General features: G+C 38.6%; 19 protein-coding genes, 1 tRNA gene and 1 riboswitch. Of the genes, 13 read left to right on the forward strand and 7 right to left on the reverse strand.

Annotation, left to right across the window (positions count from 1 at the left end):
- Positions 1-20 precede the first annotated feature (20 nt).
- A tRNA-Leu gene (locus ACYVJ6_RS07400) sits at positions 21-102 on the forward strand.
- A gap of 42 nt (positions 103-144) precedes the next feature.
- Here the strand turns inward: ACYVJ6_RS07400 and ACYVJ6_RS07405 are convergent.
- From ACYVJ6_RS07405 to ACYVJ6_RS07415, 3 genes are all read right to left on the reverse strand, one after another.
- Positions 145-624 carry a hypothetical protein gene (locus ACYVJ6_RS07405; protein WP_460693413.1) on the reverse strand — a complete coding sequence of 160 codons (480 nt, stop codon included), beginning with the start codon at positions 622-624 and terminating at the stop codon, positions 145-147.
- 4 nt (positions 625-628) lie between these two features.
- On the reverse strand, positions 629-799 hold the full coding sequence (locus tag ACYVJ6_RS07410; protein ID WP_460693414.1) for a hypothetical protein: 171 nt from the start codon (positions 797-799) through the stop codon (positions 629-631).
- A gap of 173 nt (positions 800-972) precedes the next feature.
- A complete protein-coding gene (locus ACYVJ6_RS07415; RefSeq protein WP_460693415.1) occupies positions 973-1,788 on the reverse strand; it encodes an FkbM family methyltransferase in 816 nt (271 codons plus the stop codon).
- Between the two features lie 214 nt (positions 1,789-2,002).
- Here ACYVJ6_RS07415 and fabF point away from each other — a divergent pair, with 214 nt between their 5' ends.
- Positions 2,003-3,247 carry a beta-ketoacyl-ACP synthase II gene (gene fabF, locus ACYVJ6_RS07420; RefSeq protein WP_460693416.1) on the forward strand — a complete coding sequence of 415 codons (1,245 nt, stop codon included), beginning with the start codon at positions 2,003-2,005 and terminating at the stop codon, positions 3,245-3,247.
- A gap of 49 nt (positions 3,248-3,296) precedes the next feature.
- The gene (locus tag ACYVJ6_RS07425) at positions 3,297-4,181 is read left to right on the forward strand and encodes a sugar phosphate isomerase/epimerase family protein (RefSeq protein ID WP_460693417.1); all 885 of its coding nucleotides are present in this window, start codon (positions 3,297-3,299) and stop codon (positions 4,179-4,181) included.
- A 59-nt stretch (positions 4,182-4,240) separates the two neighbouring features.
- Here the strand turns inward: ACYVJ6_RS07425 and ACYVJ6_RS07430 are convergent, their stop codons facing one another.
- Entirely contained in the window at positions 4,241-4,618 is a 378-nt protein-coding gene (locus ACYVJ6_RS07430) for a hypothetical protein (RefSeq protein WP_460693418.1), read from the reverse strand.
- Positions 4,619-4,880: 262 nt separating this feature from the next.
- On the opposite strand from ACYVJ6_RS07430, the gene ACYVJ6_RS07435 reads away from it, so the two are divergent.
- From ACYVJ6_RS07435 to rplT, 7 genes are all read left to right on the forward strand, one after another.
- Positions 4,881-5,447, forward strand: coding sequence for a DUF4142 domain-containing protein (locus ACYVJ6_RS07435; protein ID WP_460693419.1), 567 nt, complete (start codon positions 4,881-4,883; stop codon positions 5,445-5,447).
- 123 nt (positions 5,448-5,570) lie between these two features.
- The gene (locus tag ACYVJ6_RS07440) at positions 5,571-6,860 is read left to right on the forward strand and encodes an MFS transporter (RefSeq protein ID WP_460693420.1); all 1,290 of its coding nucleotides are present in this window, start codon (positions 5,571-5,573) and stop codon (positions 6,858-6,860) included.
- Positions 6,861-6,902: 42 nt separating this feature from the next.
- Positions 6,903-7,631, forward strand: a complete 729-nt coding sequence (locus tag ACYVJ6_RS07445; protein WP_460693421.1) for a (Fe-S)-binding protein — start codon at positions 6,903-6,905, stop codon at positions 7,629-7,631.
- A 157-nt stretch (positions 7,632-7,788) separates the two neighbouring features.
- Positions 7,789-9,714 carry a threonine--tRNA ligase gene (gene thrS / locus ACYVJ6_RS07450; RefSeq protein ID WP_460693422.1) on the forward strand — a complete coding sequence of 642 codons (1,926 nt, stop codon included), beginning with the start codon at positions 7,789-7,791 and terminating at the stop codon, positions 9,712-9,714.
- A gap of 1 nt (position 9,715) precedes the next feature.
- Positions 9,716-10,282: a translation initiation factor IF-3 gene (infC, locus tag ACYVJ6_RS07455; protein WP_460693423.1), complete on the forward strand. Its 567-nt coding sequence runs from the start codon at positions 9,716-9,718 to the stop codon at positions 10,280-10,282.
- Positions 10,283-10,384: 102 nt separating this feature from the next.
- A complete protein-coding gene (gene rpmI, locus ACYVJ6_RS07460; RefSeq protein WP_460693424.1) occupies positions 10,385-10,585 on the forward strand; it encodes a 50S ribosomal protein L35 in 201 nt (66 codons plus the stop codon).
- Positions 10,586-10,666: 81 nt separating this feature from the next.
- Entirely contained in the window at positions 10,667-11,011 is a 345-nt protein-coding gene (gene rplT / locus ACYVJ6_RS07465; protein WP_460693425.1) for a 50S ribosomal protein L20, read from the forward strand.
- Positions 11,012-11,416: 405 nt separating this feature from the next.
- On the opposite strand, the gene ACYVJ6_RS07470 is transcribed toward rplT, so the two are convergent.
- Entirely contained in the window at positions 11,417-12,163 is a 747-nt protein-coding gene (locus tag ACYVJ6_RS07470) for an SRPBCC family protein (protein WP_460693426.1), read from the reverse strand.
- Positions 12,164-12,260: 97 nt separating this feature from the next.
- Positions 12,261-12,462, forward strand: a riboswitch (cobalamin riboswitch).
- Positions 12,463-12,568: 106 nt separating this feature from the next.
- Here ACYVJ6_RS07470 and ACYVJ6_RS07475 point away from each other — a divergent pair.
- The 3 genes from ACYVJ6_RS07475 to ACYVJ6_RS07485 are packed head-to-tail and all read left to right on the forward strand — an operon-like array spanning position 12,569 to position 16,253.
- Positions 12,569-14,587: a TonB-dependent receptor plug domain-containing protein gene (locus ACYVJ6_RS07475; protein ID WP_460693427.1), complete on the forward strand. Its 2,019-nt coding sequence runs from the start codon at positions 12,569-12,571 to the stop codon at positions 14,585-14,587.
- Positions 14,588-14,598: 11 nt separating this feature from the next.
- A complete protein-coding gene (locus ACYVJ6_RS07480) occupies positions 14,599-15,645 on the forward strand; it encodes a DUF5074 domain-containing protein (RefSeq protein WP_460693428.1) in 1,047 nt (348 codons plus the stop codon).
- A gap of 38 nt (positions 15,646-15,683) precedes the next feature.
- Entirely contained in the window at positions 15,684-16,253 is a 570-nt protein-coding gene (locus ACYVJ6_RS07485; protein WP_460693429.1) for a DUF6580 family putative transport protein, read from the forward strand.
- A 60-nt stretch (positions 16,254-16,313) separates the two neighbouring features.
- Here ACYVJ6_RS07485 and ACYVJ6_RS07490 read toward each other — a convergent pair whose 3' ends face one another.
- Both ACYVJ6_RS07490 and rnr read right to left on the reverse strand, forming a co-directional pair.
- Positions 16,314-17,288 (reverse strand): polyprenyl synthetase family protein, encoded by a 975-nt coding sequence (locus tag ACYVJ6_RS07490; RefSeq protein WP_460693430.1) that lies wholly within the window; start codon positions 17,286-17,288, stop codon positions 16,314-16,316.
- Between the two features lie 87 nt (positions 17,289-17,375).
- Positions 17,376-19,511 (reverse strand): ribonuclease R, encoded by a 2,136-nt coding sequence (gene rnr / locus ACYVJ6_RS07495; RefSeq protein ID WP_460693431.1) that lies wholly within the window; start codon positions 19,509-19,511, stop codon positions 17,376-17,378.
- Positions 19,512-19,524: the final 13 nt, after the last annotated feature.

A 19,524-nucleotide genomic window follows, 5' to 3' on the forward strand; every position in this document is an offset into this window, starting at 1 on the left:
CTCTTAAAAAAATCCTAACTGCGGAAGTGGCGTAATTGGTAGCCGCACCAGACTTAGGATCTGGCGCTTCACGGCGTGGGGGTTCGAGTCCCTTCTTCCGCACATAATAACAAAAGGCTCCGAATGAAAATTCGGAGCCTTTTGTTATTTATGATCTCTAATCTTTTTAATTTTCTCCAGTTCTATAACATCAACTTGGTCTTTGGCGCGATTGACGGCTTTTTTGTTGGCAATTAATTGGTTAATATGCAAAAAGGGTACTTGTATACCATCTAACTCGGCAATGGAGGCCATATTAAAACATTCATCAAATGAATAGTTCTCTAAACCTTTCATAGTTGTCATAATATCCAGTTCAATCATACTGCCTATGTAAAAGCTTGTCCATCCGGGCACAAATTCCATTGTTTCAAGCGATGGGAAATTACCATATCCTAATTCAATGAAACTTTGTCTAAGGTTTTTGCGATTTTCAAGAGTATCATCCAGCCAAAGGTCTAAATCATCCGTATTACGGTTAAAGCCATGAAATCGTGTAGCAAAACCACCTACCATGATGTATCTGACATGCCGATCATTAAGATTTCGCCAAAATTTCAGCAGTTCATCATCTAAAATATCCATATAGTTATTTATGGCGGATAACTACTTTTTTCAATAATGCGTTAGTTCGCAGCATTTTGGTAAATAATTGCAGCTTTTCCATATCGGGTCTATAAATATCCCTTTTTAACCGTTCGGTTTCGGTTATCTGAACGATATTTCCCTGGTTAGATGTATTTTTTTTGTCATTTACCATACTGTACTAAATATACAAAAATATAAAATACTATCAATGCAAAATACACACCATTAAATTATTGAATTTTGGGTTTCTGCGCTTTACGGCGTTGGGTTGGTTTCTTCTTTCATAAAAAAAGCCGTTAACGATAGTTAACGGCTCCCGGATTTAAAATTCAAGAATCTTGATTCCTATTTAGCTACAGCATACAAGTGCACCCTTGCCGTGATAGGGAACTCGCGGTTATAAGGTACCGGTGCTTTATATGGGTCTGTTTGTATCCACAGGTTATAATCGGTAGATATTAGGGCCATCAAATCTTCTACATGGTAACCATATCGTTCCATCATATCAGGGTGTAATTCAATATGCAGGCTTGGTAAGGTTTTTAAAACTTCTTTAGCGCCTTTAAGCACTTCCAGTTCAAAACCCTCTACATCAATTTTAATAACGGTTGGTTTTTTGTCGATGAAATCATCAACCTTAACAATGGGTACTTTAATGCCATTATGCTCATTACCTGTTAATATGTAGGAGTTTGAGCTGGAATTGGTCACCAGTATCTCGCCTGGTTCTGAACCTACCGCATTAGGTACAATGGTTATGTTTTTGCTATCGTTTATTTCAACATTTTTAGCTATAATTTGTAAGTTCTCGGGGTTAGGTTCAAAAGTATATACATGCCCGGTTTTACCCACCCATTTACCAATCACTACGGCAGTAAGGCCATGATGTCCACCACACTCCAATACAATATCGCCTGTTTTAGTAATGTTGTTTTTTACAAATTCCAGTTCCGGCCACATCCATTCTTTGGTTTCAGGATTAACGCTTTCCTCATCCAGATACCAGTTTTGAGCATCCAGGTTGGCTACATAAAACTTAAAGTCGGTTTTGAAAAGAGTCTTTTCAACTATATAGGGAACAAAATTTCGGTTCTGATATTTATACCTGATCTTTTTAAGGGTTTCTTTTAAGTCTGTTCCAAGCAGCCTGCTTAATTTCATATATGTGTGAGATTGTATTGCAAGTATAATTAAAATCAGGAAAAATATAAAGATGAATAAAACTGAGATTCAAATCATAAAATCCACAGTTAAATGATGCTTGTCAGTTGCTGCTCATTAACTTATAACGCCTAAGTCATAAAATCATGAAATAAATCATTTTATTAAATCTATATTTTCAACTTATTATACATTTGTGCAAAATTTAATACCCATGCTAAATAGAGTAGTAGTAACCGGAATAGGCGCCCTTACCCCGCTGGGCAATGATGTAAAAACCTTTTGGCAAAGTGTAGTTGCCGGTAAAAGCGGTGCGGCAACAGTTACTCATTTTGATGCTTCGTTATTCCGCACGCAATTTGCCTGCGAACTGAAAGATTTTGATGCTACCACCTACCTGGACCGCGCAGATATAAAACGTACCGACCCTTATACCCAATATGCCTTAATAGCAGCTGATGAGGCCATTAAGGATTCGGGATTTGACCTAAACAAAATGGACCCGTTTGATGTGGGTGTAATATGGGGGTCGGCACAGGGCGGTATGAAAACTTTTGAAAAAGAAGTTTCTGATTATGCCACCGGCGATGGTCACCCACGGTTTAACCCGTTTTTGATACCTAAATTTTTGATCAACATGGCATCCGGGATGATATCTCTTCGTCATGGTTATATGGGTGTAAATTACAGTCCGGTTTCGGCATGTGCAACCTCAAATACCGCTATAATGGATGCGTTTAATTATATCCGTTTAGGCAAAGCAAAAATTATTATTACAGGAGGATCTGAAGCACCTATATCGCCAACCTCATTTGGTGGTTTTAGTTCAATGAAAGCCATGTCTGCCCGTAATGATGATCCGCAACATGCTTCACGCCCATTTGATGTGGACCGTGATGGCTTTGTTATGGCCGAAGGAGCTGGTGCTTTAGTGTTAGAAGATTACGAACACGCGGTTAAACGAGGTGCAACTATATATGCCGAAGTACGGGGTGCCTCAATGACCGCCGATGCCTACCACATGACCAGTACCCATCCTGAAGGTTTGGGTGCGGCTAAGGCCATGCAATTGGCATTAGACGAAGCGGGGATAACTATTGAACAATTAGATTACCTGAACATGCATGCCACCTCAACACCGGTAGGCGATTTATCAGAAACTAACGCCATAAACGTATTAGCCAAAGGCGAAAAACTGAAACTGCAAATAAGTGGTACCAAATCAATGACGGGCCATTTATTGGGCGCGGCTGGTGCGGTTGAAGCCATTATCAGTATATTATCTATTAAAAATAGCCTAATACCCGCAACCATTAATACCATTACTGTTGACCCGGCTATACCAACCAATTTAAACCTGGTATTAAAAGATACTATCGAACAAAAAGTGGATACCGCTATGAGCAATACTTTTGGCTTTGGCGGCCATAATGGTACGGTAGTGTTTGGGAAAGTGTAATATATAAATGGATTTATTTCTATATTAGAACTATCCAATTATATCTAATATGACCACCAGACGATCGTTCATCAAAACATCGGCAATGCTATCAGCCGGGTTATTGGCAGCACCACATTTATTTGCACGCGATAAAAAATATATCGGCCTGCAACTGTATACCGTAAGGAATGCCATGGATGCTGATCCGGTTGCTGCTTTAGCTAAAGTTGCTCAAATTGGGTATAACTCGGTTGAAGGTGCTACTTATACCGGAACGCAAAAGTTTTATGGGATGGATGCTGTCGCATTTGCTAAACAATTAAAGCAAAACGGTTTAATTATGCCCAGCAGCCATTATCGCCTGGGCGAAGAAAAAACAAACGGTGCCGATACCCAGGGTACTATATTGCATAATTGGGACAAGGCTATTGATGATGCCGCCACAGTAGGCATAAAATATATGGTATGTGCCTATTTATCAAACCCGGAACGCGGTAACCTGGACAAATACAAAAAACTGGCCGACCAGTTTAACATCGCCGCAGAAAAATGTAAAAAAGCAGGAATACAGTTTGCTTATCATAACCATGATTTTGAGTTTGTACAGCAGGATGGGAAATATCCATACGAGATATTATTGAACAATACGGATAAAAACCTGGTAAAAATGGAAATGGATATTTACTGGATGGTAAAAGCCAGCCAGGATCCTATTGCGTTAATTAACCAACACCCTGGTAGGTTCCCTCTATGGCATGTAAAGGATATGGCTAAAACTCCTAATCAAACCTTTACCGAAGTAGGCAATGGTATTATCGATTTTAAAAAAATATTTGCCCAGTCTGAAAAATCAGGGCTTGATTATTTTTTTGTGGAACAAGATAGTACACCCGGTAATCCTTATGATAGTATTACACAAAGCATTAATTGTATAAAGAAAAACCTGGTTTAGATCAGGCTGCTCATAAAAAAAAACACCCGGACAAGTCGCCCGGGTGTTTTTGTTTATATTTATTTTTTAGCAGCTGGCTTCGGTGCCGTTTTAGTGGCTACAGCTTTAGCAGCAGGTTTTGGTGCAGCTTTTGCGGCGGCAGGCTTAGCAACAGGTTTGGGTGCTGCAGGTTTTGCCACTGTTTTAGCCGGCGTTGCTTTAGCAGGAGCAGGGCTTACCTTCTCTGCAATAGCTTCCTTAACTACCTTTATTTCTTTTGCTATGAGTTTGGCAAACTTTTTAGAGTTTTTAACAATTTTTTTCTCCAGGTCTTTTGAAGTATGGCCCAATTCGCCTAATACCTTTTTAAGTTCATTAACAAGGCTATGCTCTATTTTTTCTTTTGCGGCCTTTTTGGCTGCTTTAACTGCTGGTTTTGAGTTGCTATTTTTTTTCATAAGATACCTTTAGATTAGGTTTGGTGCAAAGATATAGCTAAGGTACATTAATTCAATGTTATCATTATGTTAACTGTTTTAAAATTAACATATTATGTTTTAAGTAAACTAAACATAACAGGTGCAGTTATTTAATAATTAGTTATCGTTTTTGTTAAATCAGTTAGCTATTACTTTACAAAAAGTGAAATATATGAAACTAATTATATCATATGTTGTTAAATAGCTAACAAATTAACCTATGTATAAACAAATAAAGCTCATGAAAAAATTAAGTTTAATTGCGATGGTAGCCCTGTCGGCTTGTATGTTCCAGGCTTGCAGTGGCAACAAAGACAGTACAGAAACTGCAGACAGTATTAACGCAGAAAGGGACAGTGCCAATGCATTGGCAGTAGACGAGGCAGATGCAGAATTTGCCGTTAATGCGGCCAACGGTGGTATGGCCGAAGTTGCTTTAGGTGAAATGGCCCAAACTAAAGCGAGCAGTGAAAAGGTGAGGGCTTTTGCAAATATGATGGTAATGGACCACTCAAAAGCTAACGACGAATTAATGGCCTTAGCCCAAATTAAAAATATCACCCTGCCAGATTCTGTTGACGCAGATCATAAAGAAAAAATGAATGACCTTTCTAAAAAATCAGGAAATGAGTTTGACAAAGCTTATGTAGATGCGATGGTTGATGGGCATAAAAAAACCGTTAGTATGTTTGAAGATGCCAGCAAAAACTTAAAAGATGCTGATTTGAAAGCTTTTGTTGATAAAACATTACCAACTTTAAGAATGCATTTAGAGCATATTAATGCTATACATGATAGTATGAAATAATATTACCACGGCTTTTTAAATAAAGCAACAAAGTGGTGAGGAGAGGGTCGGCTTAAAAAAGTCGGCCCTTACTGTTTTGGCGTTTTTTATATCTATCAAAAATTATATACTTTTAACAAGTATATGCAACCTAAAAACGACAAGAAAACCATACGCGCCTGGGCCATGTTTGATTGGGCCAACTCGGCTTATAACCTGGTTATAACTTCCACCATATTCCCGGCATTTTATGTGGCTATAACGGCCAATGCAGCTACGCACGATGATGTGGTGTTTTTTGGTATGCATTTTATAAATACCGCTTTATCTAACTATGTGCTGGCTGCGGCATACCTCATCATCGCTTTACTATTACCCATATTAACCGCTATAGCCGATTATCGCGGCAGCAAAAAAATATTCATGAAATGCTTTACCTGGCTGGGTGCCTTAGCCTGCTGTGGTTTGTATTTTTTTAATTCCGATAGGTTAGAATTTGGAATGATATGCTTCGGATTGGCGGCTATAGGTTATAGCGGTGGTTTTGTATTTTACAACTCCTACCTGCCCGAGATTGCCACACCTGACATGCAGGATAGCGTAAGTGCCAAAGGTTTTAGTTTTGGTTACACGGGTAGCGTAATTCTACAGATTATTTGCTTTGTATTTGTACTATCACCCGAAACTTTTGGGTTAAATGGGATGACCTCGGCGCAACTATCATTTTTATTGGTAGGCGTATGGTGGATAAGCTTTGCCCAAATACCTTTCAAAGTATTACCCAAAGGCAGCCCCAACGCGCAAACGCATCATGCCAATATTATTAAAGGCGGATTTATGGAGCTGGGCAAAGTTTGGCAGCAGGTTAAAAATATGCCCATATTAAAACGTTTTTTGGCAGCTTTCTTCTGCTACTCTATGGGTGTACAAACCATTATGCTGGTTGCCGCAGGTTTTGGTGCTAAAATATTGAATTTGCCTACACCTAACTTAATTGCTACCATTTTGATCATACAGTTAGTAGCCATTGCAGGTGCTAATTTAATGGCCGGATTATCCAATAAGTATGGCAACGCGTTAGTGCTTTCGGGTGTGGTATTGATATGGATATTTGTTTGCGTCGGTGCTTATTTTATACAAAACGCTACACAGTTTTATGGCTTGGCGGCTTTGGTGGGTTTGGTAATGGGAGGTATACAATCGCTTTCACGCTCAACCTATTCCAAATATTTACCGCAGGATATCCCTGATACTGCCTCGTTTTTTAGCTTTTATGATGTTACCGAAAAGCTGGCTATAGTAGGCGGTATGTTCAGTTTTGCCTTTGTGGAAGAATTAACCGGCAGCATGCGTAATTCTGCATTGATGCTAACTGTGTTTTTTGTACCTGGGTTGTTATTACTGATATCCTTGTATAGAAAAGAACGGGCATAAATCATTACCATTACTCCAAACTTTTTCAGAACTTAGCCATCCATGAATGTTGAGTTATTTGTTCCCTGTTTTGTAGATCAGTTATACCCGGATACCGCTTTTAATACCGTTAAACTTTTAGAGAAAGCGGGTTGTACGGTTAATTATAATCCCAACCAAACCTGCTGCGGACAACCTGCTTTTAACGCCGGTTTTTGGGATGAAGCTAAAGCCGTAGGTAATAAATTTTTAGAGGGATTTTCTGAGGACAGCGTTATAGTAACCCCTTCTGCCTCATGCACCGGCATGGTTAAAAACTATTATAACGATCTGTTTAATAATACCCTGGTACATAATAAATGCCGCAATATTCAGGGTAATATATTTGAGTTGTCTGATTTTTTGGTAAACATCCTCAAGTTTGATTATTTCGGTGCCGAACTGGATGGCAAAGCTGTTTACCACGATAGCTGTGGTGCATTACGCGAGTGTGGCATAAAACGCGAACCACGCCAGTTATTAGATAAAGTTTTAGGGTTAGAGTTATTGCCATTAAATGAAAACGAGACCTGCTGTGGCTTTGGCGGTAGCTTTGCTGTTAAATTTGATGCCATATCAAGCGCTATGGCGCAGCAAAAAGTTGATAATGCCATTGCTGCCGGTGCTGAATATATTATATCAACGGATGCTTCCTGCTTGCTTCATTTACAGGGATATATTGATAAAAATACCTTACCTATACAAACCATGCATATTGCCGATGTTTTGGCGCATGGGTGGGGCAATGTTTAGTTTGATTTCGGATTTATTTGAATTGCAATTGCAGCACTATAGCATTCAAATATTATAATCACATCAATTATTCTTAAATTTGCCACTCAAATAAAAGATCACATTAGTAGGTGATCAGTAAAAAGTAATTTTATAAACGTTTAAATCATAGTTGTAGATGATTAGTATTACACTTCCTGATGGCTCCGTTCGTGAATACGAACAAGGAGTTACTTCCATGCAGATCGCGTTGTCGATCTCCGAAGGCTTAGCCCGTAATGTATTAGCCGCCGAAGTTGATGGCGAGGTTTGGGATGCCGGCCGTGCCATTGAAAAAGATTCGCATGTTAAATTATTAACCTGGAACGATGTTAAAGGTAAATCAACCTTTTGGCATTCGTCTGCCCACCTAATGGCCGAAGCTTTAGAAGCACTTTACCCGGGTACCAAATTTGGTATAGGCCCGGCTATTGAAACCGGTTTTTATTATGATGTTGATTTTGGCGACCGGGAATTCTCATCAGAGGAGTTCAAAAAAATTGAAGATAAAATAATTGAGCTGGCTAAAACTAAAGAGGAGTTTACTCGTAAACCTATTAGCAAAGCCGATGCTATAGCTTACTTTACTGAAAAAGGCGATGAGTACAAGCTGGATCTGATCAAAGATCTGCCGGATGGTGCTATTACCTTTTATACACAAGGTAACTTTACCGATTTGTGCCGAGGACCGCATATACCTAATACCGGGTTTATAAAAGCCGTTAAGTTAATGAGTGTTGCCGGTGCATATTGGCGCGGCGATGAAAGCCGTAAACAGTTAACCCGTATTTACGGTGTAACTTTCCCTAAAGCTAGTGAGTTAACCGAATATTTGGTTTTACTGGAAGAGGCAAAAAAACGCGATCACCGTAAGTTGGGTAAAGAGTTAGAACTATTTGCTTTCTCTGAAAAAGTGGGGATGGGTTTACCATTATGGTTACCTAAAGGAACTGCTTTGCGTGAACGTTTAACTAACTTTTTGCAAAAAGCACAGGTTAAGTCTGGTTATGAGCAGGTTATCACGCCGCATATCGGACATAAAAACCTGTACGTAACCTCCGGACACTACGAAAAGTATGGTGCCGATTCATTTCAACCCATAAAAACACCGCAGGAGGGAGAGGAGTTCTTTTTAAAACCGATGAACTGCCCTCACCACTGCGAGATATATAAAACTAAACCACGCTCATATAAAGATCTGCCTGTTAGGTTGGCCGAGTTTGGAACTGTTTACCGTTACGAACAAAGTGGAGAATTACATGGCTTGACCCGTGTGCGTGGCTTTACACAGGACGATGCGCACTTATTTTGCCGTCCTGACCAGGTTAAGGAAGAATTTAAAAAGGTAATTGACCTGGTACTATATGTATTTGGAGCATTAGGCTTTGATGATTATACAGCTCAAATATCGCTTCGCGATCCGGAAAATAAAGCTAAATACATTGGTACTGACGAAAACTGGGCATTAGCCGAGTCGGCAATTATTGAAGCTGCTGAAGAAAAAGGTTTAAAAACTGTTGTTGAGTTAGGCGAGGCTGCATTTTATGGCCCTAAGCTTGACTTTATGGTGAAAGATGCCTTAGGCCGTAAATGGCAATTAGGTACCATACAGGTTGATTATAACCTGCCTGAGCGTTTTGAACTGGAATATACCGGTAGTGATAATATGAAGCACCGCCCGGTTATGATACACCGTGCACCGTTTGGTTCGTTAGAGCGTTTTGTAGCTGTATTAATTGAACATTGCGCCGGTAATTTTCCATTATGGTTATCACCAGAGCAATTTATTATACTGCCTATATCTGAAAAATACGAAGAATATGCAAAAAAACTTTCTGATGTATTAAAAGATTCCGATATTTGCGGGCTGATTGACTTTAGAGATGAGAAAATAGGTCGTAAGATCCGTGATGCTGAAGTTAAAAAGATCCCTTATATGCTGATAGTGGGCGAAAAAGAGGAAGCCGAAGGTGTGGTTTCTGTTCGTAAACATGGTCAGGGTGATTTGGGGAGTATGAGCATTGAAGAGTTTAAACAACAAATAATTAAAGAAATAACCGTATAACTTGGCATTAAACAAACCTTTTAACAGAGGACCCAGGCTTCCTTTTAAGAAAAAAGAAGCTGAACACAACATCAACCAATTCATCAGGGCTACAGAAGTACGCTTAGTAGGCGACAATGTAGAGCAGGGAGTATATTCATTAAGAGATGCTTTAGCCATTGCCGAAGAACAAGAATTGGACCTGGTTGAAATTTCTCCTAACGCTGTTCCGCCTGTTTGTAAAGTAACTGACTACAATAAGTTCATTTACGAGCAGAAGAAAAAGATGAAGGAGATAAAAAGTAACGCCAAGCAAACAGTTATTAAGGAGATCCGTTTCGGACCGAACACGGATGACCACGATTTTGACTTTAAACTAAAACATGCTACTAAGTTTTTAGAGCAAGGCGAAAAAGTAAGAGCATACGTTCACTTTAAAGGCCGTGCAATTGTATACAAAGAGCAGGGAGAAATATTACTGCTTAGATTTGCACAAGCGTTAGAAGAAGTGGGTAAAGTGGAGCAATTACCAAAACTGGAAGGAAAACGTATGTTTTTAACAGTTGCTTCAAAAGGAGCTAAGAAATAGTGATTAGTTATTGGTGATTAGAGATTAGTTAAAACCTTTCTGCTTTCGCCTTTTAGCTTTCACCTTAAACAGAATAAATTAAATTAATATATATAACAGGTTATGCCAAAAATGAAAACCAATTCCAGTGCTAAAAAGCGTTTTAAGCTTACTGGAACCGGTAAAATCACAAGAAAGAACGCATACAAAAGCCACATCTTAACTAAGATGTCGACAAAACGTAAACGTAACTTAGGTCACACCAGCTTAGTGTCTGATGGAGATTTAGGTAATGTTAAACGTATGCTTTGTATCGGGAAGTAATTAAACAAATTTTTAACCAGGTATTAGAGTTTTAAGTTTTCGTAATAAAAGCGAAGCACTCACTACCAAAAAGACAAACAAATGCCACGTTCAGTAAATGCCGTAGCGTCGAGAAGACGTAGAAAAAGGATCATGAACCTTGCCAAAGGTTATTGGGGTTCACGCAGCAAGGTTTATACCGTTGCTAAAAACACAGTTGAAAAAGGTTTACAATACGCATATCGCGATAGAAAAACCAAGAAAAGAGAATTTAGAGCTTTATGGATACAGCGTATTAACGCAGGTGCCCGTCAGCATGGTTTATCTTACTCCGTATTAATGGGTAAATTAACCGCTAAAGAAATTGGTTTAAACCGTAAAGTTTTGGCTGACTTAGCCATGAACAACCCGGATGCTTTTAAAGCCATCGTTGATGCTGTAAAATAATTTTATAAGATTTCACCGGTCGTTGGTGATATCACAGATTTAAAAAGGCTTTCCGATAACCGGGAGGCCTTTTTGGTTTTAAAATGCTATTCGTCCTTGGGCAGCGGTGGGATGCACCTACGGAGCAAATACTTAAATATTGTATTTTTCTACAAAGGTTTTGTCCCTATGAGACAATTTATCGACAAAGAGAACCATAGAAAAGAAAATTGCTCTGTAGGTGCAACCCTTATTAAATAAAGCCGTTAGCCCGGCTTGTAGATCTGGACTACGGTAAAAAATCATGGTTTACACATTTTTGATACATTTTTATTTAAATAATTGATTTACAATAATTTATAAAATAAATTAACCAAAATGTGTTAAGTTGTGTAAACCATGATTTTAGTACAAGGCAGCGAATGTTTAATTGGAATGTATTTTATGCGACCGTGTAGCGTGGGTAATAGGTTTTAAATTTTTATCAATATCCATATATTGCTTAAAGTTGCGCACATCGGTGTCTACAATATTTTTAAATAAAGGGTTTAATACATGTGCAATACTTGCACCAACACCGCCTGCTGGTGGCTGATAAGTAATCACAACATCTATAACAGTTCCTTTTCCATCTTCGGTATCCCTAAAGTAAACTTTACCGGCATTGTCAATGATAGAGTTAGGTAATGAACTCCACCCAATTACTTCATTGGGTTTGTCTTTTACAATTTCGGCATCCCAGCTTACGCTGCCTACGCCTGTAGGTAGTTTTAACACCCAGTGCGAACGTGTACTATCTATAACTTCTACGCTTTCCAGGTGGTTCATAAACAAGGGTAGATTATCTAATTTGCGCCAAAAATCATAAACCTGTTTGCGTGGTTTATCTATAGTAAATGATGAACGGATATCTACATTAATAGGCTCTTGGGTGTCTTTGCCGATTTTTGAATATAAAGCACAGTGGCCGCTAATACCACGATTTACTAAATATCCACCTGCACCAAGTTTTAAAATACTGGTAAGGGGACTTGAAAACAATTTCTTTAAACCCGAAAAGGTTAGTTTTACGCCTGCAGCGATAGAGATATATCGCTCGGGCCAGTTTAAATTTATATTATCAGCCTGGTGTGCCGATTTTTGTTTAATAGGAGTTGATGCTCTTGTTGCCATAGTATTAGATGTTTATAATATAGGTTTAACAGAATAAAGCTATTAGAGTTTTAAAAACTATTCGGACACTTTGTATTGCTCTTTACAAATACTTATTGTAGGTTTGCAGCGCTTTAGGTTTCTTAACGGCATATTGTTAAGGATTAAAAGGGAATACGGTGTAACTCCGTAACTGTCCCGCAGCTGTAAGCTCCAAAACCACAGTCCATTCTATTGGCCACTGCCCTGATCTATTCAGGATGGGAAGGCAGGACGAAAGGGGAGTAAGTCAGAAGACCTGCCAGAGCATTATATAATTATTCACAGCTTTCGGGGATTGAAGCTTGGATTGTAAATGCTCTTCACTGAAAGACCGCGTTCGCATTTCCATATTTTCTATTTCGGCAGCTGTGCTAAAGCAACAGCATGAAAATAACAATTACATACACTTACAACTATTTAAGACTATTAGTCTTAACAGGTGTATCGTTGTTTTTATGCCTGCCTGTCATCGCGTTAGCACAAAATGATACTACCAGAAAGCTAAACGAGGTTAAAATAAACTCATCTACTATCCCTGTGCTGCAAACCATTGTACCTGCACAACAAATTAACAATACCGATTTTACTCGCTATAATGCCTTTAATGTGGCTGACGCTATCCGTAACTTCTCTGGAGTAAATATTAAGGATTACGGTGGCATAGGCGGACTAAAAACGGTATCTGTGCGCGGGTTAGGTGCTAATCATACAGCAGTATTGTTTGATGGTATTCAAATTAATGATGCCGAGAATGGCCAGGTTGATCTGGGTAAGCTAAATCTGAATAATGTACAGGAAATTACTTTATACAATGGCCAGCCGCCATATCTGCTTCAGTCGGCACGATCTTTTGCAGCGGCCAGCGTATTATCAATAAAAACTATTAAGCCCTTGCTGAATGCTGCAAAGCCATATCAAATTACAGCTGGGGTAAAGGGGGGGAGTTTTGGTTTGTTTAACCCTTATGTACAATGGCAACAACGCTTAAATGCTACGTGGGCCTTTGTTATAAATGGTTATACACAATACGCTAATGGTGAGTACCCTTATAAAATTCATAATGGCAATACTACTACGCAGCAAAAGCGTGTAAGCTCGGCTATAAGTGCGCAGCAAATTGACGGTGCCATATACTGGGCCAAAAACGATAGTAATAAGTTTAACCTGCGTGTTAACTACTATAACTCAGACAGGGGGTTGCCGGGTCCGGTAGTATTATACACACCGCCACCATCGGGCCAACGTTTATGGAACCAGGATTTGTTTATACAGTCAAGCTATCAGCATAGCTGGAAATCTGTTTTTAATTTGTTGCTGAATGCTAAATTTTCAAAAAACAACCTGCGTTACCTTGATCCGCAATTTCCCAATACAGCAGGTGTGTTAGATCAGCGCTTTACACAGCGCGAATATTACCAGTCGGCAGCAATATCCTATCATATTTTGCCTAATTGGGACGTATCCTACGCGGTTGATCTGTCGGTAAACAATATGGGGGCTGATCGCGCTAATTTTAAATACCCAACCCGTACTACGCTGTTAAATGTAGTCGCAACAAATCTTGTGCTAAATAAAATTACTTTGCAGGCCAGCTTGCTAAATACCAACATTAGCGAAACAGTACGCACCGGAACAACTGTGCCCAATAGTAATGTCTACTCGCCTACTTTAATGGCTACACTACGGCCATTTACAGACCAAAATTTTAAAGTAAGGGGATACTATAAGTATATATTCCGCGTGCCTACATTTAATGAGCTGTATTATGGTTTTGTAACTAATACCAACATCAAACCTGAGTTTACTAATCAATATGACCTGGGGATTAGTTACAATAAAGCTTTAACCGGGTGGTTAGATTATATTGGTTTTACCGCAGACGCCTATTATAACAACGTAACCAACAAAATTGTATATACACCTAATACCTATAACGGGTCGGTACAAAACTTTGGCAAGGTTGATATTAAGGGATTGGATGTGAGTGTGAAAACACAAGCTAATATTTCTAAAAGTTATAAAGGGTTACTTTCTGTAAATTATTCATACCAGCAGGCTCTTGATGTAACAGATCCTACATCTTCTACCTATTTTAATCAATTGCCGTATATACCGCTACATACGGTGGCGATAAACGCCGGTATTAATAAGGGGCCGATAGGGGTGTATTATAACCAGATGATATCCTCATCCAGGTATTATACCAACAACAATCTGCCTGATTCTTACCTGGCACCTTATGCTGTAGGTGATTTATCTGTAGTGTACAAATCATTTGTAAACAGGCTTCCTGTTATTTTATCTGCAGAAATAAATAACCTATTTAATAAGGATTATGTAGTCATACAAAGTTACCCTATGCCGGGCCGCTCATTCCGAATTTCATTTCAAATAACTATATAAAATATAATACCATGAAACAATTTAAACTCAATTACCTATTACTTTTATCACTTGTAACCGTACTGGCATCATGCCGTAAGGATAAAATTACGCCTGATGCAGGAATACCTAACGCTAATATTTACGTATTGAACCAGGGAGGCATTGGTAAAAACAACAGTACTTTAACCTATTATGATTATGCTACTAAAACCCTTACAGCAGACCAGTTTTTTGCCGCGAATGCCAATAAATTAGGTGATACAGGTAATGACGCTGTTATATCAGGCTCAAAAATGTATATAGCCGTTAATTATTCAAATATTGTTACTGTGGTAAGTGCCAAAGGTGCCAAATTCATTAAACAAATTACACTTAGTCAGCCGCGCAGTGTAGCTTTTTATAAAGGGAATGTTTTTGTAACCTCTTACAGTAATACGGTATCGGTAATTGATACTGCAACATTAACTATCACCAAGACTATAAATGTTGGCCGTGCACCTGAGCAAATGGTGGTGTCAAATGGCAAGCTGTATGTAGCAAACTCAGGCGGATTGGATTACCCTAACTTTGATAAAACGGTATCAGTAATTGACCTTAATACCTTGACTGAAACCAAGAAAATTACGGTAATTGATAATCCGGTTACTATTACCGCCGATAATAATGGCAATGTATATGTATTATCATTAGGTAATTATGGCAATATTGAAGGAGGTATGACTGTTATAAATAATGTTACTGATGTGGTAAAAACTACAACTAACCCGTCATTATACTATAATATACCTATGGCTATAAACGGCGACTTTTTATATTATCCAACAGGTGATAAAAAAATAGCGGTGTATAATACTAAAACGCAAACTATAACATCAGCTAATTTTATTACTGATGGCACAACAATCAGCGAGCCTTATGCTATAACTACCGATATCAGGACAGGTGAGGTGTTTATTGCTGATGCAAAAGATTACTCTTCAAACGGAACGGTGTACGCCTTTGATAAAAACGGAAAAAAAGAGTATTCAATTACCGTTGGCATAAACCCGGGTAAAATTACGCTGATTGATAAGTAAGAAATTAATACGTAATTTTACATCACACAATTAATAAAATGAGTTTACAAAAGATCAATACCCGTACTGTTGTTTTAATACTACTTATTGTTGCAGCAGCAGCAATGCGTTTAGTTAGCTATGAATATCAAAACTTACTAAGCAATTTTACCCCGGTTGGCGCTATTGCTTTATTTGGCGGTGCTTACTTTACTGATAAATGGAAAGCATACCTGGTGGTATTAACCACTATGTTTGCGAGCGATATTATTATTAACCAACTGTATAATCAGCCTTTTTGGAACACCTATTCATTAGGTATGTATGTGTGTTTTGCATTAATGGTATTTATTGGCACATTTATTAAAAAAGCAAATTTTGTAAACATATTTTTAGGCTCTTTAGCCGGTGTTATTGTACATTGGTTAATTATGGATCTGCCAATTTTTTATGGCACTATATATCCAAATACCTTTGTAGGTTACGGTGAGTCATTAATAGCAGCTATTCCTTTTGAGAAAAATATGGTGTTGGGCGATGCTTTATTCTGCACGTTATTATTTGGTGGATTTGAGTTAGCCAAAAGCAAATACCGGGTATTATGTACTAACCACGAATTAGCACTTTAAATCAAAACCTGTTATAATTAAAAAAGCGACCAGCCTAAACTGGTCGCTTTTTTTATGGTTTTAATTCTCCCTTACCATCAACCCGTCTGCAAAATCGCGCAGGTATTGTTTATGGTCGTCGGGTAGGTTAATAGCATCAAGTGCAGCAAATGCTTTATCAGCATACGCCTGCATCTCGTTGTCGGCATACTGGCGTATATCTAACGAGTTATATATGGCGGTTACGGCTTTTACCTTATCCTCGCTTATAAAATCCTTATTATCCAATATGTGTGTTAAAAGTTCAGCTGTTTCGCCTTCGGCCAATTCCAATGCTTTTATCAGCAAATATGTCTTTTTGTTTGATATGATATCGCCGCCTACTTGCTTGCCAAATTTTGCCGGATCACCATATACATCCAATATATCATCCTGTAACTGGAATGCTATACCCAAATTTTCACCAAAGCTGCATAAGAGGTCAGCATCCTTTTTATCAGCCCCACCAATCAACGCTCCTATTTTTAAAGCGCCACCTAATACCACCGCGGTTTTAAGGCGTATCATTTCAATATATTCATCAATGGCAACATCACCGCGTTGCTCAAATTCCATATCTATCTGCTGCCCCTCACATACACCTACTGCTGTTTCATTAAAAATTTCGAGGATTTGTCTTAATAAATGATCTGGTACCTTCATCATTAACTTGTAGCCTTCCATATGCATCACGTCGCCGGATAAAATAGCTACATTTTTGTTCCAACGCTCATGTACGGTAACGCGGCCACGTCGTAGCGGGGCGTTATCCATAATATCATCATGCATCAGCGTAAAGTTGTGAAATACTTCAATAGCTAATGCCGGTGATAATGCTTCATCAATATCACCCCCAAACAAGTCGCATGCCATCAATAGCAAAGCAGGCCTCATACGTTTACCGCCAATAGATAAGATGTAGGTTAATGGTTCATATAGTTCGGCAGGGTGCGTAGGAAATGTAAGTTTATTAATTGCTTCACTTATAACGCCCTGTAAATCTTCAAGTTTTCTCATGTTTTATTTAGTGAGTAGTTGATTGGGTTGATAAAGTGAGCGGTTATAAACTATTCACTTAATTAACCTAATCTAACTTAATCAACTCTATCCTTGTACTAACGAAAAATCGATCTGCTTTTTAGTAAGGTCAACTGTTTTTACCCGTATCTGTACTTCATCACCCAACTGGTAAACCTTCTTTTTCTTCTGACCGATTATCGCATAATTTTTTTCGTCTAAAGTATAAAAATCATCGGCAATATCACGCAGGCGTATCATCCCTTCGCATTTATTTTCAATGATCTCTACATACATTCCCCATTCCGTAACCCCGGATATTACACCATCATAAATTTGTCCCACCTGGTCTTTTAAAAATTCGGCCTGTTTATATTTTATTGATGCACGCTCAGCGTCAGCCGCACGTTTCTCCATTTGCGAACTATGCTGGCTCAGTTTTTCATAATGATCTGCATTTACAGATTGACCACCATCTAAGTAATGCTGCAATAAACGATGCACCATCACATCCGGGTAACGGCGTATAGGGGAGGTGAAGTGGGTATAATGATCAAACGCCAAACCATAATGGCTACTGCTTTTAGTGGTATAAATAGCTTTGGCCATTGAGCGAATAGCCAGGTGCGTTAACACGTTCTGCTCCTTTTTACCTTCTACATCCTCCATTAAAAAATTAAGCGAACGGGCAATTTCTTTATCTGATTTGGTATTGATCTTATAGCCAAATCTTGAAGCAAATTGTGCAAAACTAGCCAATGCTTCAGGTTTAGGCGAATCATGCGCACGGTATACAAAAGTATATTTATGCTTTCCTTTGCCCTTTTTACTAATAAATTCAGCCACCTTTTTATTGGCCAGCAACATAAAATCTTCAATCAATTTATGTGCGTCTTTTCGCTCTTTAACGTAAACACCTGTTGGTTTACCCTTTTCATCCAAATGAAACTTAACCTCGGTGGTTTCAAAGCTGATGGCGCCATTTTTAAACTTGCGGTCGCGCAGTATATGAGCAAGCTCGTTTAGCTTTAAAATTTCACTAACAAAATCACCTTGTTGGGTTTCAATAACTTCCTGTACTTCCTCATAAGTGAAACGCCTGTCAGAGTGGATAACTGTACGGCCAAACCATTCGGTCATAATATTGGCATTATCATCTAACTCAAATACAGCCGCAAAGCATAATTTATCTTCTTTAGGTCGCAATGAACATAATCCGTTTGATAGACGCTCGGGCAGCATCGGTATAACCCTGTCTACCAAATAAACGGATGTGCCACGGTCAAAAGCTTCTTTATCCAAAGGTGAATCGGGAATGATATAATGCGAAACATCGGCTATATGTACACCAACTTCAAAGTTGCCGTTATCCAGTATTTTAAAGGATATGGCATCATCAAAATCTTTAGCATCAAATGGATCAATGGTAAATGTGATAACGTCTCTAAAATCACGTCTTTTAGCTATTTCCTGCGGGGTAATATCTGCCGGGATGTCTTCGGCATCTTTTTCAACTTCAGCCGGGAAGGATAGAGGAAAACCGTATTCAGCCAGAATGGCGTTCATTTCGGTATCATTATCGCCCTGCTGGCCTAAAACGTGTTTAATTCGCCCCACCGGGTTTTTAGCACCTGCAGGCCAATCGGTAATTTCGGCTACGGCTTTTATGCCGTTTTTAGCACCGTTTAATTCGCTAATAGGGATAAAAATATCATGCATCATTTTCCGGTCATCCGGAATAAAAAAGGCATAACGGTCTGATAATTTTACAATACCTGTAAACTCCATTTTTGCCCTTTGCAGTATTTCAATTACCTCGCCTTCTTTGTTGCGGCCACGGCTTTTGGCATATACATAAACCTTAACACGGTCCCCGTTTAAAGCATTACGTAATTTGCGCGGGGCAACAAAAATATCTGTTTCGTTTTCATCATCGGTAATTATAAACGCCGAGCCGTCATTAGTCAAATCTACTTTACCTTCAACAAATGTTTTTAACTCTAATAATTGATATTTACCGGGTGAAACCTCTTTTAAAACCTGTTTAAAAGTCTCTTCCTTTAATATATCGTGTATGGTATATTTTGCTTCAGGGTCGCGGATATTAAGTTTGGCCGTAACCTGTTTATAATTGAGTGGGGTATTTCCATTTTGTTCAAAAACATCAAGTACCATTTGAGTAAGTACCTGATCTATAGTTGAACCGTGTTTCTTTTTTGACATGTAGTAAAATAGT

The organism is Mucilaginibacter puniceus (genome assembly GCF_054783175.1).

Excerpts from the sequence above, each read along its gene's own strand:
- ACYVJ6_RS07480 (WP_460693428.1), top strand. The coding sequence starts at position 14,599 with ATGAAACAATTTAAACTCAATTACCTATTACTTTTATCACTTGTAACC.
- thrS (WP_460693422.1), top strand. The coding sequence starts at position 7,789 with ATGATTAGTATTACACTTCCTGATGGCTCCGTTCGTGAATACGAACAA.
- ACYVJ6_RS07490 (WP_460693430.1), bottom strand. The coding sequence starts at position 17,288 with ATGAGAAAACTTGAAGATTTACAGGGCGTTATAAGTGAAGCAATTAAT.
- ACYVJ6_RS07470 (WP_460693426.1), bottom strand. The coding sequence starts at position 12,163 with ATGGCAACAAGAGCATCAACTCCTATTAAACAAAAATCGGCACACCAG.
- rplT (WP_460693425.1), top strand. The coding sequence starts at position 10,667 with ATGCCACGTTCAGTAAATGCCGTAGCGTCGAGAAGACGTAGAAAAAGG.
- ACYVJ6_RS07475 (WP_460693427.1), top strand. The coding sequence starts at position 12,569 with ATGAAAATAACAATTACATACACTTACAACTATTTAAGACTATTAGTC.
- ACYVJ6_RS07410 (WP_460693414.1), bottom strand. The coding sequence starts at position 799 with ATGGTAAATGACAAAAAAAATACATCTAACCAGGGAAATATCGTTCAG.
- ACYVJ6_RS07430 (WP_460693418.1), bottom strand. The coding sequence starts at position 4,618 with ATGAAAAAAAATAGCAACTCAAAACCAGCAGTTAAAGCAGCCAAAAAG.
- ACYVJ6_RS07445 (WP_460693421.1), top strand. The coding sequence starts at position 6,903 with ATGAATGTTGAGTTATTTGTTCCCTGTTTTGTAGATCAGTTATACCCG.
- ACYVJ6_RS07415 (WP_460693415.1), bottom strand. The coding sequence starts at position 1,788 with ATGAAATTAAGCAGGCTGCTTGGAACAGACTTAAAAGAAACCCTTAAA.
- ACYVJ6_RS07425 (WP_460693417.1), top strand. The coding sequence starts at position 3,297 with ATGACCACCAGACGATCGTTCATCAAAACATCGGCAATGCTATCAGCC.
- rpmI (WP_460693424.1), top strand. The coding sequence starts at position 10,385 with ATGCCAAAAATGAAAACCAATTCCAGTGCTAAAAAGCGTTTTAAGCTT.
- fabF (WP_460693416.1), top strand. The coding sequence starts at position 2,003 with ATGCTAAATAGAGTAGTAGTAACCGGAATAGGCGCCCTTACCCCGCTG.
- ACYVJ6_RS07485 (WP_460693429.1), top strand. The coding sequence starts at position 15,684 with ATGAGTTTACAAAAGATCAATACCCGTACTGTTGTTTTAATACTACTT.
- rnr (WP_460693431.1), bottom strand. The coding sequence starts at position 19,511 with ATGTCAAAAAAGAAACACGGTTCAACTATAGATCAGGTACTTACTCAA.
- ACYVJ6_RS07405 (WP_460693413.1), bottom strand. The coding sequence starts at position 624 with ATGGATATTTTAGATGATGAACTGCTGAAATTTTGGCGAAATCTTAAT.
- ACYVJ6_RS07435 (WP_460693419.1), top strand. The coding sequence starts at position 4,881 with ATGAAAAAATTAAGTTTAATTGCGATGGTAGCCCTGTCGGCTTGTATG.
- ACYVJ6_RS07440 (WP_460693420.1), top strand. The coding sequence starts at position 5,571 with ATGCAACCTAAAAACGACAAGAAAACCATACGCGCCTGGGCCATGTTT.